This is a genomic window from Rhodanobacter aciditrophus (assembly GCF_050026795.1).
GTDB lineage: Bacteria > Pseudomonadota > Gammaproteobacteria > Xanthomonadales > Rhodanobacteraceae > Rhodanobacter_A.
The window spans coordinates 1-13753 of the sequence record NZ_JALBWP010000010.1 but is presented as its reverse complement, the minus strand read 5'-3'; the positions used below and the strand labels follow the sequence as shown (position 1 = coordinate 13753).

Genomic DNA, 13753 nt, shown 5'->3' with positions numbered 1-13753 from the left:
TGCACGCGCGTGCATTCCCGCTTTCCCCTGCCCGGGCCATCGGTCACGCCGACGATAGCCGAGGCTTAGACATGCCCCACCCGCCACAGCTTTAGCCGTTCCACATCCCGTGGGTCCAACATCCAACCGGAGATTCGCGATGCGTCCCAATACCGTCAGTAGCGCGATCCGCACTGCCTTGCTCGGCAGCCTGCTGCTCGCCAGCGCCGCCCCCGCTTTCGCCCAGGACAGCGGCGCAACCAGCCAGGCCGCCACCAGCGCCGACAAGACCAAGGCCAAGGACCTCAACACCGTCGTGGTCACCGCCCGCTCCGGCGTGGAGACCCGCACCAAGGCCGAGACCAGCTACTCGATCACCACCATCGACGAGGACCGCCTGCGCATGCAGGCGCCGACCTCGGTCACCGAGGCAATGAAGTCGGTGCCCGGCTTCTGGGTGGAGGCCTCCGGCGGCGAAGCCAGCGGCAACATCCGCGCGCGCGGCATCCCGGTCGACGGCTTCGGCTCGGTCACCCTGCTGGAGGACGGCCTGCCGGTGCAGCACGACCCGGCGCTGGGCTACCTCAACGCCGACCAGGCGTTCCGCCTCGACGAGACGATCGAACGCATCGAGGTGGTGCGCGGCGGCCCCTCGTCGGTGTTCTACTCGAACGCGCCCGCCGGCGCGATCAACTTCATCCCGCGCCGCGCCGGCGACACGCCCGAAGGCATCTTCAAGTACACCACCGGCAACTACGGCCTGAACCGCGCCGACTTCTGGTACGGCACGCCGGTGGGCGACGGCTGGAAGTTCGGCGTGGGCGGCTTCTACCGCGTCGACAACGGCATCCGCAACCCGGGCTTCAACGCCAACGAGGGCGGCCAGATCCGCATGAACATCGCCAAGGAATTCGAGCACGGCAGCTTCAGCGCGGACATCAAGCACATGGACGACGACGTCGCCCTGTACCTGGGCATTCCCATGCGCACCACCGCCAGCGGCGACATCCGCGCGGTGCCCGGCTTCAACGGCAACTTCGGCACGCTGGCCGGTCCGGAAACGGAGCACGCCATGATGAAGGAGGCCAACGGCAGCCTGTACGACTTCGACAACAGCCTCGGCACGCACGTCAAGCGCGACCAGCTCACGCTGAAGTTCAACCACGACCTGGGTGCCGACTGGAAGCTCGCCGAAGCGATGCGCTACAGCGACACCAAGACCCAGCGCAACGGCATGTTCCCAAATGCGCTGTCCAGCGCGGACAGCTTCCTCGGCTCGTCCAAGAACCTCGCCGCCTGGGCGCCCTACCTGCCGGCCGGCACCACCGGACTGGATCTGCGCTACGTCGACAACCCGTCGCAGGTATTCGACAACAAGGGCCAGAACGGCAATGGCCTGGTGGTGATCGGCGGCCTGCGCGGCGTCACCATGCCGCTGCAGGAGTTCGACAACGACCTGCGCCTGCTGCGCAAGTTCGACATCGGCGGGCAGAGCCACGACGTCACGATCGGCTACTATCGCGCCCACTTCAACCAGGGCTTCAGCCGCTACTCTTCCACCGTGCTGCTGGATGCGCGCGACCGGGCGCGCCTGCTCGACCTGGTAGCGGTGGGCGCCAACGGCCAGCCGCTCGGCACCATCACCGACAACGGCTTCTACAGCTACGGCTACGAGTGGGAGAACGCCAACGGCAGCTCGACCACCGACGCGCTCTACCTTTCCGACGAATGGCAGGTCACCGACGCCCTGCGCATCGACGGCGGCGTGCGCTGGGAGCACGTGGACACCAAGGGCTGGGTCGAGAAGAAGCACAACGTGAACCTCGGCACCTTCCCCACCTCCAGCATGCAGACCGGCACCGGCCAGATCGTCAACTACGACCACGGCTTCAGCAAGCTGGGCTGGACGCTCGGCGCCAACTACCAGTTCTCCGACCGCTCGGGCGTGTTCGCGCGCTGGACGCCCACCTACCGCCTGCCCAACCTCAGCACCTACATCACCAACGCCACGGCCACCCCGCTGATCCAGACCATGAAGCTGGGCGAGGTCGGCTACAAGTTCTCCAACCGCTGGCTGGACCTCTACGCCACGGCGTTCTACACCAAGTACGACGACGTCGGCTTCAGCAACTACGTGTTCGACCCCAACAACAACACCTCGGTGGCGCAGACCGGCTACGCCAGCACCAAGACCAAGGGCCTGGAACTGGAGACCACCTGGTTCCCGGCGGACTGGTTCGACGTGCAGCTCACCGCCACCTACCAGGATCCGAAGTACGAAGGCCTGCGCTATACCACCAAGGACTCCAGCGGCGGCCCGCTGCTGGTCAATTACACCGGCAACCAGCTGATCCGCGTGCCGAAGATGAGCTACCGCGTCGTGCCCGGCGTGAACCTGCTCGGCGGCAGGTTGCGCCTGCAGCTGGCCTACGAACACGAAGGCCAGCGCTACGTGGATACCGCCAACTCGGTGAAGCTGCCGTCCTACTACGTGCTGAGCGCGAGCGCCCGCTACGACGTGCTGCCGAACTTCTCCGTGTTCCTGTACGCCGACAACATGACCAACTCGCTCGGCCTCACCGAAGGCAATCCGCGTGCCGGCGAGCTGGCCAGTGCCGACGTGGGCGCGAATACCTTCATCGCGCGCCCGATCCTCGGCCGCGCCTACCGCGCCGCCGTCATGTACCGGTTCTAGAGCCTGCCCATGAGGATGGGGACGACACATCCGCGCCGGTGCCTGCTGGCCGCCGCCCTGCTGCTGCCATGGACGGCGGCCCTGGCCACCTGCGACCTGGAAGCGGCATCGCCCGGCTGCGACCTGGCCGCGCTGGACCGCACGCTGCACATGAACGACCTGCAGGTGGTCGGCACGCACAACAGCTACAAGCAGGCGATGCCGCCGGCCGAGCTGGCCGCCCACCGCGCGCGCGATCCGCGTGCCGACGGCATCGACTACGGCCATCGCCCGCTCGGCGAGCAGCTCGACCACGGCGCACGCACGCTGGAGCTGGACGTCTACTACGACCCGCACGGCGGCTACTACGCGCATCCGCCTGGTGCGCTGCGCAAGGGCTACGCCCATTCGCCGTGGTCGCCCGCCGCGACCCGGCAGATGCAGCAGCCGGGCTTCAAGGTGATGCACATGGCGGACATCGACTTCCGCAGCAGCTGCCAGACCTTCGTCGCCTGCCTCACGATCATCCGCGACTGGTCGCACGCGCACCCGCGGCATGTGCCGATCATGCTGCTGATCAACGCCAAGGACGATCCCGAGGGACCGGGCGCCGTCGCCCCGCTGCGCTTCACCGCGGCCGCGTTCGATGCGCTGGACGCGGAGATCCGCGCGGTGCTGTCGCCCGCCGACCTGGTCACGCCCGACGACGTCCAGGGCCGTTACCCGACCCTGCGCGAGGCGGTACGGGCCGGCCACTGGCCGACCCTGGGCCAGGCGCGCGGCAGGGAATTCTTCGTGCTCGACGAGCACGAGCGCAAGGTCGCGCTGTACCGCGGCGCGCGGCATTCGCTGGAAGGCCGGGTGATGTTCGTCAACACCGGCGAGGACTCGCCGGCGGCCGCCTACCTCACCTTGAACGACCCGCAGGGCGAGGCCGCCAGGATCAGGCGCGACGTCGCCGCCGGCTACATGGTGCGCACCCGCGCCGACGCGGACACGGTCGAGGCGCGCCGCAACGACACCCGCCGCCGCGACGCCGCCTTCGCCAGCGGTGCGCAGTACGTCTCCACCGACTACATCTGGCCCGACCCGCGCTTCGGCCCCTACCGCGTACAGTTGCCCGACGCCGGGGTGGCGCGCTGCAATCCGCTGCGCGCCCCGGCCTGCCATGCCGACGCCGCGGGAGGGCACCCATGAGTTCGCACCATCGACGACCGGGCCTGCTGACGGCCGGTCCCTTCCTGGCCGGCCTGCTGCTGGCCGGGGTGGCGGCCCTGTCCGTCGCGGCCGGTGCTGCAGCCGCCCCGCAGGCAGCGCACGAACGACCCGACCTGGTGCTGCGCGGCAGCCTCGACGGCAGCGACAACCACAGCTACCGCATGCTGCCGTTCACCGTGCCCGCGGGCACCGGGCGCATCACCGTGCAGTTCGACTACAGCGGCCACGACGCGGACCACACCACCATCGACCTGGGCCTGCTCGGACCGGACGGCTTCCACGGCCAGGACGGCTTCCGCGGCTGGACCGGCGGCTCGAAGCGGCAGTTCACCGTGGCCACCAGCGACGCCACGCCATCGTTCCTGCCGGGGCCGATCCGGCCGGGCCGCTGGCGCCTGCTGCTCGGCATCCCGAACATCCGCACGGACAGCCACTCGAGCTACACCGCCGAGATCTGGTTCAACCGGCCGGACGATCCCGCCTGGGAACCGGCCGTGCTGAACCCGCCGCTGCGTGACCAGCCCGGCTGGTACCGCGGCGACCTGCACATGCACACCGCGCACAGCGACGGCAGCTGCGCCAGCCAGTCGGGCAGGCGCGTGCCCTGCCCGCTGTTCCTCACCGTGCAGGCGGCGGTGAAGCGCGGCCTGGACTTCATCGCGATCACCGACCACAACACCACCTCGCAGCTCGATGCGATGCGCGAGCTGCAGCCGTACTTCGACCGCCTGCTGCTGATCCCCGGCCGCGAGTTGACCACCTTCACCGGCCACGCCGGCCTGCTTGGCACGACCGCGCCGGTGGACTTCCGCATCGACGGCAGGCACGTCAAGGACTGGGCCGCGCTGGCGAAGCAGGTGGCGCCGCTGCACGGCCTGCTCTCGATCAACCACCCGGTCCGCCCCAGCGACGAGACCTGCATGGGTTGCGGCTGGACGGCGCAGCCGCCGATCGACATGTCGCTGGTGCAGGCGATCGAGATCGTCAACGGCGTGGATGCCGGCACACCGTTCTCCGGCGTACCGTTCTGGGAGAAGCAGATTGCCAGGGGCTACCGCCTCGCCGGCATCGGCGGCAGCGACAACCACGATGCCTCGCAGGACGCGGTGGGCCTCGGCTCCAACCCGGTCGGGCATCCCGTCACGGTGGTCCACGCGCAGGCGCTGTCGATGCAGGCGATTCTCGACGGCGTGCGCGCCGGCCATGTGTTCGTCGACACGGAAGGCAGCCGCGACCGCCTGCTGGAGATGAGCGCGCAGAGCGGCGGCCGGCACGCGGCGATGGGCGACGCCATCGATGCCGCCGCCGGCGCTCCGGTGCACGTCGACATCCACGTGGCGCATGCGGCGGGCGCGAAGCTGGTGGTGTTCCTGGACGGCAAGCCCCGCGTGCCGTCCGTCGACACCGTGCTGGACAGCGCCGACCAGCACGTCGGTTTCGACTGGCGCAGCGACGGCAGGCGCCACTGGCTGCGCGCCGAGGTGCGCTCCGCCGCCGGCGTGCCGTTGCTGATCGGCAACCCGATCTACGTCAATGCCGACTGAGGCCTGCGCCAGGGACCAGGGGAAATTCCGATGACACGCTCCATCCTCTGCTTCGGCGAGGCGCTGATCGACATGCACGCGCAGGCGTTCGACGGCCGCGGTTTCGCCCGGCAGCTGCAGCCGTTCGCCGGCGGCGCGCCGGCCAACACCGCGGTGGCGGTGGCACGGCTCGGCGGCCCGGCCCGCTTCGCCGGCATGCTGGCGAAGGACCGCTTCGGCGATTTCCTGCTCGACAGCCTGCAGCAGGCCGGCGTGGACACCGCCGACGTGGCGCGCACCGACGCCGCCAACACCGCGCTGGCCTTCGTCACCCTGGACGCACGTGGCGAGCGCAGCTTCAGCTTCTACCGCCCGCCCGCCGCCGACCTGCTGTTCCGCGCCGAGCACTTCCGCGCGCAGGCGTTCGAAGATACCGCCGCCTTCCACGCCTGCTCCAACAGCCTGACCGATCCGCAGCTGGCGGAGGCAACGCTGGAAGGCATGCGCCGCGCGCGTCGTGCCGGCACCCTCGTCAGCTTCGACCTGAATCTGCGTCCCGCGCTGTGGCCGCGCGACGGCGAACCGCGTGCGCCTTCCTGGCAGGCGCTGCAACTGGCCGACGTGGTGAAGCTGAGCGCCGAGGAATACGCCTGGCTCGCCGATGACGGCGAGGACGCGCTGCTGCAGCGCCTGTGGCGCGGCGCCACGCGCCTGCTGGTGGTGACCGACGCGGAGCGGCCGCTGCGCTGGGTCCACCCCGGCGGCGGCGGCGAACTGCCTGGCTACCGCGTCGACATGGTCGACAGCACCGGCGCGGGCGACGCCTTCGTCGGCGGCCTGCTGCACCAGTTCGCCGCGCAGGGCATCGGCCCCGGCGAGCTCGACGGCTGGGTCGGCGACCGGCCACGCCTGCACGCCGCCCTGCGTTACGCCAGCGCCTGCGGCGCGCTGGCGGTGACGCGCCATGGCTCGTTCGCGGCGATGCCCTCCGCCGCCGAAGTCGCCCGCTTCATGGAGGTGCGCGCATGATCCCCTCGGACTTCCTCGCCCGCCTCGCCGGCGCCTCCGTGCTGGCCATGGCGGTGGCGTCGACGCCGCTGTTCGCAGCATCCTCCGCGCCGACCACGCCGGTCGACTGGGTCGATCCGCACATCGGCACCGCCGGCACCGGTTCGGAATACGGCGGCACCATGCCGCTGGTGACCCCGCTGTTCGGCATGACCAACTGGACCCCGCAGACCCGGCAGAACCGTGTCAGCGTCGCCTCGTACAACGACGCCGACACGCACATCCAGGGCTTCATCGGCACGCACCAGGCCGCGATCTGGATGGGCGACTATGGCTACGTCACCCTGATGCCGGAGCTCGACGGCCTGAAGTACGCGCCCGAGGCGCGGCAGCTGAAGTTCTCGCGCAAGGACGAAGTGGCCACGCCGTACGGCTACTCGGTCAGCATGGATGCGGGCGACGGCCGCCACATCCGCACCGAGATGACCGCCACCGACCACTGCGGCTACCTGCGCTTCGCGTTCCCACTGAAGTCCAGCGCCGGGGTGCTGGTCGAGGCGACCCGCCCGGGCATCCGCGGCTACGTCGAGGTGGACGCGCAGAAGCACGAAATCCGCGGCTACAACCCCGACCGCCAGGACGCCAACCTGGGGCCGCTGAAGCTGCCCGACTTCAAGGGCTACTTCGTGGTGCGCTTCAGGCAGCCGTTCGTGGCGCAGAGCGTCTACCAGGGCGTGCTGGTGCGGCCCGGCAACACCCGGGTCGAGGGCGACAACGTGGGCGCCTACGTGTCGTTCGACACCTCCGCGGGCCAGCCCATCGAGGCGCAGGTGGGCACCTCGTTCATCAGCCTGGCGCAGGCCCGGGCGAACCTGGACGCGGAACTGCCGCGGTGGGATTTCGACGGCGCGCGCGCGGCGCTCAAGGCCACCTGGAACCGCAAGCTGGGCATGTTCGACATCGACGGCGCCACCGCGGCGCAACGGCACATCTTCTACACCGCGCTCTACCACGCGCTGCTGTACCCGCGGCTGTTCTCCGAGCACGGGCACTACTACAGCGCCTTCGACGACAAGGTGCACGAGGGCGTGTCCTACACCGACTACTCGATCTGGGACACCTTCCGTGCCGAGAACAGCCTGCTGACCCTGGTCGCGCCCGAGCGCATCGACGGCATGGTGACGGCGCTGCTGCAGGACGCCGACGAAGGCGGCTGGATGCCGAAGTGGCCCAATCCGTCCTACACCAACATCATGATCGGCACGCATGCCGATTCGCTGGTCGCCGAAGCGATCGCCAAGGGCTTCAAGGGCTTCGACCGGCAGCGTGCTTACGCGGCCGTGCGCAAGGACGCCACCGTGCCGCCGGACGGCGACACCACGCGGCGCTGGTTCGACCGCGAACCGCACACGCCCTACGAGGCGCGTGCCGGGCTGACCTACGCACTGAAGCTGGGTTACATCCCCGCCGACAAGGTCGCCGAATCGGCCTCCAGCACGCTGGAAGAGGCCTACGACGACTACGCGGTGGCGCAGGTGGCCAAGGCCACCGGCCACGCGCAGGACTACGCGCACTTCCTCCAGCGCTCGCTGGACTACCGCAAGCTGTTCAACCCGGCGCGCGGCTTCATGCAGGCCCGCAACGCCGACGGCTCCTGGGCGTCGCCGACCGAGGGCTGGACCGAGGGCGACCAGTGGGTCTACCTGTTCGCCGCGCTGCACGACATCGGCGGCACGGTGGATCTGCTTGGCGGGCCGGCCGCGGCCGAGGCGAAGCTGGACGCGCATTTCGCCGGCGGCCACAACCACCACGACAACGAGCCCAGCCATCACTACGGCTACCTGTACGACTTCGTCGGCGCGCCGTGGAAGACGCAGGCGCGGGTACGCCGGATCGCCGCCGAGGCCTACTCGGACTCGCCGACCGGCATCCTCGGCAACGAGGACTGCGGCCAGATGTCCGCCTGGTACGTGTTCGCCGCGCTGGGCTTCTATCCGGTCAACCCGGCGTCGGCCGAGTACATGATCGGCAGCCCGCTGTTCCCGCGCGTCACCATGCACCTGCCGGGCGGCAGGACGTTCACCGTCACCGCGAGGAACAATTCCGCCGCCAACGTGTACATCCAGTCGGCCACGCTCAATGGCAGGCCGCTGGAGGTGCCGGTGATCAGTCACGCGCAGATCGTGGCGGGCGGCACGCTGGACTTCGTGATGGGACCGCGTCCCTCGCGCTGGGCCGCCGGCTGGCGGCCACGGCCGGTGATGGCGGATTGATACACTTGTTGCCGTGCACCAACGAATGGCGATGGAACCCATGAGCAGCCCGAAGACGGTCGACGACCTGTTGCTGAACATCGCGCGCGACTTCGAGGCGCTGCCGCCCCAGCTGCAGAGCATCGCCAGCTACCTCGAACGGCAGCGCGCGAACATCATGGTCCAGCGCATCAACGAGGTGGCCGAGGGCAGCGGCGTGCATCCGTCGGCGGTGGTGCGCTTCGCCAAGCGCTTCGGCTTCTCCGGCTTCCGGGAGCTGCAGTCGGTGTTCCGCAGCAACTACACCGACACGGTGACACCGACGCGCAGCTACCAGCAGCGCGTGCGCCAGGCGATCGCGGACGGCCATGCCATGGGCTCCGCCGAGATCGCGCGACGCTTCATCGACGCCAGCCGCGCCGGCCTGGACGAACTGGCCGGCGACTTCGACAACAAGCGCTTCAACACCGCGGTCGACCTGCTGGTGAAGGCCGAGAACATCTACGTGGTCGCCGTGCGGCGCACCTTCAGCATCGCCAGCTACTTCGTCTACGCGCTGCAGCACACGCACAAGCGGGTGCACCTGGTGAGCGGCCTGGGCGGCATGTACCACGAGCAGATCCGCAGCATCGGCAGGAACGACGTGCTCGTCGCCATCAGCTTCCCGCCGTACGGCCGCGAGACGCTGTACTGCAGCCGCGTGGCGCAGCAGCACAAGGCCCACGTGCTGGCCATCACCGACAGCGCGCTCGGCCCGCTGGGCAGCGAGGCCAGGGTCACGCTGAAGGTGAGCGAGGGCAGCGCATTCGGCTTCCGCGGACTCGCCAGCACCATCTGCCTGTGCCAGTCGCTGTTCGTGGCGCTGGCCTACAAGCTCGAACTCAAGCTCGAAGAAACGTCCCATCCCGGGGGATACGATGACTGAACGGATCGACGTCGCCGTCTTCGGCGCCGGGCGCATCGGCACCATCCACGCCGGCAACCTCGCGCGGCACGCCCGCGCGCGGCTGCGCTGCGTGGTGGACACGAACACGGCGGCTGCCGCGGCGCTGGCCGAGCGGCACGGGGCGCGCGTCGCCTCGGCGGACGAGGCGCTGGCCGACCCCGCGGTCCGCGCGGTGATGATCTGCTCCAGCACCGACACCCACGCCGACCTGATCCAGCGCGCCGCCGCCGCCGGCAAGGCGATCTTCTGCGAGAAACCGGTCGACCTCGACGTGGCGCGCGCGCGTGCCTGCGCCGCCGCCGTGCGCGCGGCTGGCGTCACCTGCATGATCGGCTTCCAGCGCCGCTTCGATCCCACCTTTGCCGCGCTCAAGGCACGCCTGGACGCTGGCGAGATCGGCACGCCGGAAACGCTGGTGATCACCAGCCGCGACCCCGCGCCACCGCCCGTCGACTACCTCGTGCGCTCCGGCGGCGTGTTCAAGGACATGCTGATCCACGACTTCGACATCTTCCGCTGGATCCTCGGCGACGAAGCCGTCGCCGTCCACGCCATCGGCGGCTGCCCCGGCCTGCCCGAGGTCGCCGCCGCCGGCGACCTGTCCCACACCGCCGTGACCCTGCGCACCCGCGGCGGTGCGCTGTGCCAGATCAACACCTCGCGCCGCGCCGCCTACGGCTACGACCAGCGCTTCGAAGTGCTCGGCAGCCGCGGCCTGCTGCAGGCCGGCAACGTACGCCCCACCCAGGTCGTCGCCTGGGGCGAGCGCTCGATCAGCAGCGACAAGCCCGAGGCCTTCTTCCTCGAACGCTACCGCGAAGCCTACGCGCTGGAGATCGAGCACTTCCTCGACGCGCTGTGCCACGGCGCGCCGGTGCGCACTACCATCGAGGACGGCATCAAGGCGCTGGAGCTGGCCGAGCTGGCGACCAGGTCGTGGCGCGAGGGGCGGGCCGTGGACGTCGGCGCTTGAACGCCAGCGCACCTCCGTGCATGGCTTGGCGCGGGAACGGGCTTGCGTCGCGGTGCGATCGTTTTTTTCCGGCGCTCGAACGGCGCAAGGCATGAAGTGCCGCGACCGGCCCGGCGCGGAGTCGCAGCGAACACCAGGGATGCCCGCATCCGGGGATCGACACATGAACGCAAATGGTCACGCTGACGTTTTGAAACTGGAAGGCGGTTGCTACTGCGGCGCGGTGCGCTACGTGGCCGAGGGCACGCCCCTGCTGAAAGGGCAATGCCACTGCCGCGAGTGCCAGTACATCAGCGGCGGAGCACCCCACATGTTCATGCTCATGCCGCCCGACGGCTTCCGGTATACCAGGGGACAGCCAAAGCGCTTCTCGCGCAGCGACCTCGAACAGCCCGTGACGCGCGAGTTCTGCGCCGACTGCGGCACGCACCTAGTCACGCGGCGACTGGACACGCCTGCCGTGATCCTCAAGGTCGGCACGTTCGACGACCCCAGCCTGTTCGGCGCCCCGCAGGTGGCCATCTTCACCGTCGACAAGCAGGCGTTCCACCCGATTCCCGCGGGCCTGCCCGCGTTCGAGCGCATGCCGAGGCGGTAGCGGTTCCGGGTGCCCGCTGCAGGCGGGCGACAAGGCGGCCACCCCGGCGTGCCCGCCAGGAGCGGGGCACCCGTCTGTCCGGCTCGCCCATGCCGGCAGCGCTAATCGCCACCGCGCTTCCCGCACGGCACGAACCCCGGATCCGACAACGAAGGCGGCGGCGTTTTCGTCCCCCAGCCCGAAGGCTTCGAGCCCATCACCAGCCGCAAGGTGCCGCCATTGGCAATCTGCCCGTGGCGGAACCAGGCCGTGTCCAGCGGCCTGCCGTCGAGCGTGGCGGATTGCACGTAGCGGTTGAGGCGGTCGCGGCGGAAGTTTTCGGCGACGATGCGGAAGGTCCTGCCGTGGCCGAGGTCGATGTCCACCTCGGGGAACGAGGGAGTGCCAATCAGGTACACGTCCTGGCCGGCGTTGGGGTAGAAGCCCATCGACTGGAAGGCGTACCAGCTGGACATGGCACCGGAGTCGTCGTTGCCGGGGATGCCGGCGCGGCTGTCGCCGAAGTCGCGGCGCAGCAGGTCGATGATGCGGTCGGCGGTGCGGTCGGGGCGGCCGGCCCACAGGTACAGGTCGGGGATCAGGAAGCCGGGCTCGTTGCCCATGTCGAAGTGGCCGCGGTCGAACAGGCGGTCGAGGCGCTGCACGAAGGCCTGCCTGCCGCCCGCCAGGGCGACCAGCCGGCGCACGTCCTGCGGTGCGTACAGCGAGTAGGTCCACAGGTCGGCTTCGTAGAAGAAGTCCGGCCAGGTGCCGCGCTTCATCAGGTATGGCGCGGCCCAGCTGCCGTCGGCATTGCGCGGGCGCAGGAAGCCCCTGATGCCTTCCTGCTCCAGCGAGGCGTCCCACAGGTTGGCCCAGTTGCCGGCCTGCCTGACGTAGCGCTTCGCCTCCCGTGCGTGGCCGAGGCCGCAGGCGAGTTCGGCAATGGCGAAGTCGTCGTAGGCGTATTCGACAGTGCGCGAGCCGGCGCGCTCGGTGGGCTGGGCGATGTAGCCGAGCGTGTTGTAGGTGTCGAGGCCGCCGCGGCCTTGCTTGCGCGGGTCGGCCGGCGGCACCTGGGCGTCCTTCAGCATCGCCTGCAGGCCCGTGGCGTAGTCGATGCCGGTCAGGCGCTTCACGTACGCGTCGGCCACCAGCACGTCGGCGTTGCTGCCGCCCTGGGTGCGGCCGTTGTCGTTGCCGACGCGCGCGTCCGGCATGTAGCCGGCATGGCGGTAGGTGTCGATCAGCGAGCGCACGATGTCGCGCTGGCGATCGGGTGCGATCAGGGTGAGCAGCGGGCCGTCGCTGCGGAAGGTGTCCCAGATCGCCTGGAAGTCGTCGTAATAGGGCTCGCCCGACGACCACTTCGGATTCTCGCCGCTGTGGTCGGAGGGCATCATCATGGTGTGGTAGAGCGCGGTGTAGAACGTGCGCCGCTCGACTTCGTCGGCGCCGTGGATCTCGATCCGCGCCAGCGCCCGGTTCCACTGCGCCACCGCCGCCTGGCGCACGGCGGCGAAGTCCCAGCCGGGGATTTCCTCATCGGCGTTGCGGCGCGCCTGCGCCACGCTGATGAAGGAGATGCCGACCTTGGCCTGGATCGTCTGGCCAGCGGTGACTCGGTAGTCGAGCGAGGCGCCGAGGTCCTCGTCGGCATCGGTGTGAGCCCGGCGCGCAGCGTCGAGCCCGCGGCCGCGCCAGGTCCGCGTGCCGGCCGCGGGCGTGTCGGCGCTCAGGTAGAAGTACACGCGGTACTCGCCGCCCTCGTTCCAGCCGCCGATGTAGCGGCCCACGCCTTCGATCTCGTGGTCGGACACCACCTCGACGTCGCCCCCGAGGAAGCGCTGGTCCTCCTCGCCCTTGCCCACGTTGAGCGCGTGCTGCAGGTCCACCGTGACGTGCGCATCGCCCGCGTCGGTGAAGGTGTAGCGGTGCAGGCCGGTGCGCCGGGTGGCGGTGAGTTCGACGCGGGTCCGGTAGCGGCTGAGATAGGTCGAGTAGTAGCCGGCGCCCGCCTCCTCGTCGCTGCGCGGTGAGTGGATGTCCGCCGGCTGCAGCGCGCCAGTGACCGGGGCCAGCAGGATGTTGCCGTACTTGCCCGCGCCGCCGCTCAGATGCAGGTGGCTGAAACCCACCACCTCGCCGGTGCTGTGGTAGCCGGACTTGACCGGCCTGCCGTCGAAGCTGCGCACGTCCGGGCCGAGCTTGACCATGCCGAACGGCACCGTGGCGCCGAGGAAGACCTCGCCGTCCGCATCCACCCCGATGAACGGATCGACGTCCTTCGCGTGGTCGGCGGCATGTACCCCGGTGGCGATCACGAACACGCAGGCAAGCGCGGCCCGGGCCCCACGGCGGGGGCGGTTGGCGAACCGTTTCATCTCGGAGGAATCCTGTCGGCGGGAAGTCGGAAGGAGCGGGATTGCCGGAGCGATGCCCATCATGGCGCATCGCTCCAGCAGAAGCGCGGTGGGGGCGGGGCCAGGATGGCGGTGGCCCCCGCGCGGGCGGGGAAAACCCCCCCCCCCCCCCACCCCAACACACCGCCCCCGCGACGGGGGGGGCGGGTGGCGCCCCCCAAACGCCCCCGGGCGCCCCAG

Annotated in this window: 9 protein-coding genes; 8 read left to right on the top strand and 1 reads right to left on the bottom strand. The window is 70.0% G+C overall.

The features are described from left to right. Positions 1 to 139 precede the first annotated feature (139 nt). The 8 genes from ACQGNW_RS05060 (at position 140) to ACQGNW_RS05025 (ending at position 11171) form a co-directional block, all read left to right on the top strand. A complete protein-coding gene (locus tag ACQGNW_RS05060) occupies positions 140 to 2674 on the top strand; it encodes a TonB-dependent receptor (protein WP_426662038.1) in 2535 nt (844 codons plus the stop codon). Positions 2675 to 2683: 9 nt separating this feature from the next. Beyond that, entirely contained in the window at positions 2684 to 3850 is a 1167-nt protein-coding gene (locus tag ACQGNW_RS05055) for a phosphatidylinositol-specific phospholipase C1-like protein (RefSeq protein WP_426662037.1), read from the top strand. Then, a complete protein-coding gene (locus ACQGNW_RS05050; RefSeq protein WP_426662036.1) occupies positions 3847 to 5415 on the top strand; it encodes a CehA/McbA family metallohydrolase in 1569 nt (522 codons plus the stop codon). The genes ACQGNW_RS05055 and ACQGNW_RS05050 overlap by 4 nt, the downstream gene beginning before the upstream one ends. 30 nt (positions 5416 to 5445) lie before the next feature. Continuing rightward, positions 5446 to 6423: a carbohydrate kinase family protein gene (locus ACQGNW_RS05045; protein WP_426662035.1), complete on the top strand. Its 978-nt coding sequence runs from the start codon at positions 5446 to 5448 to the stop codon at positions 6421 to 6423. Beyond that, a complete protein-coding gene (locus ACQGNW_RS05040; protein WP_426662034.1) occupies positions 6420 to 8675 on the top strand; it encodes a GH92 family glycosyl hydrolase in 2256 nt (751 codons plus the stop codon). The genes ACQGNW_RS05045 and ACQGNW_RS05040 overlap by 4 nt, the downstream gene beginning before the upstream one ends. A 40-nt stretch (positions 8676 to 8715) precedes the next feature. Continuing rightward, entirely contained in the window at positions 8716 to 9579 is an 864-nt protein-coding gene (locus ACQGNW_RS05035; protein ID WP_426662033.1) for a MurR/RpiR family transcriptional regulator, read from the top strand. Further along, complete coding sequence (iolG, locus tag ACQGNW_RS05030; RefSeq protein ID WP_426662032.1) at positions 9572 to 10573, top strand: inositol 2-dehydrogenase; 1002 nt, start codon at positions 9572 to 9574, stop codon at positions 10571 to 10573. Before ACQGNW_RS05035 ends, iolG begins: the two co-directional genes overlap by 8 nt. A gap of 163 nt (positions 10574 to 10736) precedes the next feature. Further along, positions 10737 to 11171: a GFA family protein gene (locus tag ACQGNW_RS05025; protein ID WP_426662031.1), complete on the top strand. Its 435-nt coding sequence runs from the start codon at positions 10737 to 10739 to the stop codon at positions 11169 to 11171. A gap of 101 nt (positions 11172 to 11272) precedes the next feature. On the opposite strand, the gene ACQGNW_RS05020 is transcribed toward ACQGNW_RS05025, so the two are convergent. Next, complete coding sequence (locus ACQGNW_RS05020) at positions 11273 to 13534, bottom strand: GH92 family glycosyl hydrolase (protein ID WP_426662030.1); 2262 nt, start codon at positions 13532 to 13534, stop codon at positions 11273 to 11275. Between the last annotated feature and the right edge of the window lie 219 nt (positions 13535 to 13753).

Bases quoted from the DNA above. Each gene is read 5' to 3' on its own strand.
- ACQGNW_RS05020 (WP_426662030.1), bottom strand. From the start codon at position 13,534: ATGAAACGGTTCGCCAACCGCCCCCGCCGTGGGGCCCGGGCCGCGCTT.
- iolG (WP_426662032.1), top strand. From the start codon at position 9,572: ATGACTGAACGGATCGACGTCGCCGTCTTCGGCGCCGGGCGCATCGGC.
- ACQGNW_RS05025 (WP_426662031.1), top strand. From the start codon at position 10,737: ATGAACGCAAATGGTCACGCTGACGTTTTGAAACTGGAAGGCGGTTGC.
- ACQGNW_RS05050 (WP_426662036.1), top strand. From the start codon at position 3,847: ATGAGTTCGCACCATCGACGACCGGGCCTGCTGACGGCCGGTCCCTTC.
- ACQGNW_RS05045 (WP_426662035.1), top strand. From the start codon at position 5,446: ATGACACGCTCCATCCTCTGCTTCGGCGAGGCGCTGATCGACATGCAC.
- ACQGNW_RS05040 (WP_426662034.1), top strand. From the start codon at position 6,420: ATGATCCCCTCGGACTTCCTCGCCCGCCTCGCCGGCGCCTCCGTGCTG.
- ACQGNW_RS05060 (WP_426662038.1), top strand. From the start codon at position 140: ATGCGTCCCAATACCGTCAGTAGCGCGATCCGCACTGCCTTGCTCGGC.
- ACQGNW_RS05055 (WP_426662037.1), top strand. From the start codon at position 2,684: ATGAGGATGGGGACGACACATCCGCGCCGGTGCCTGCTGGCCGCCGCC.
- ACQGNW_RS05035 (WP_426662033.1), top strand. From the start codon at position 8,716: ATGAGCAGCCCGAAGACGGTCGACGACCTGTTGCTGAACATCGCGCGC.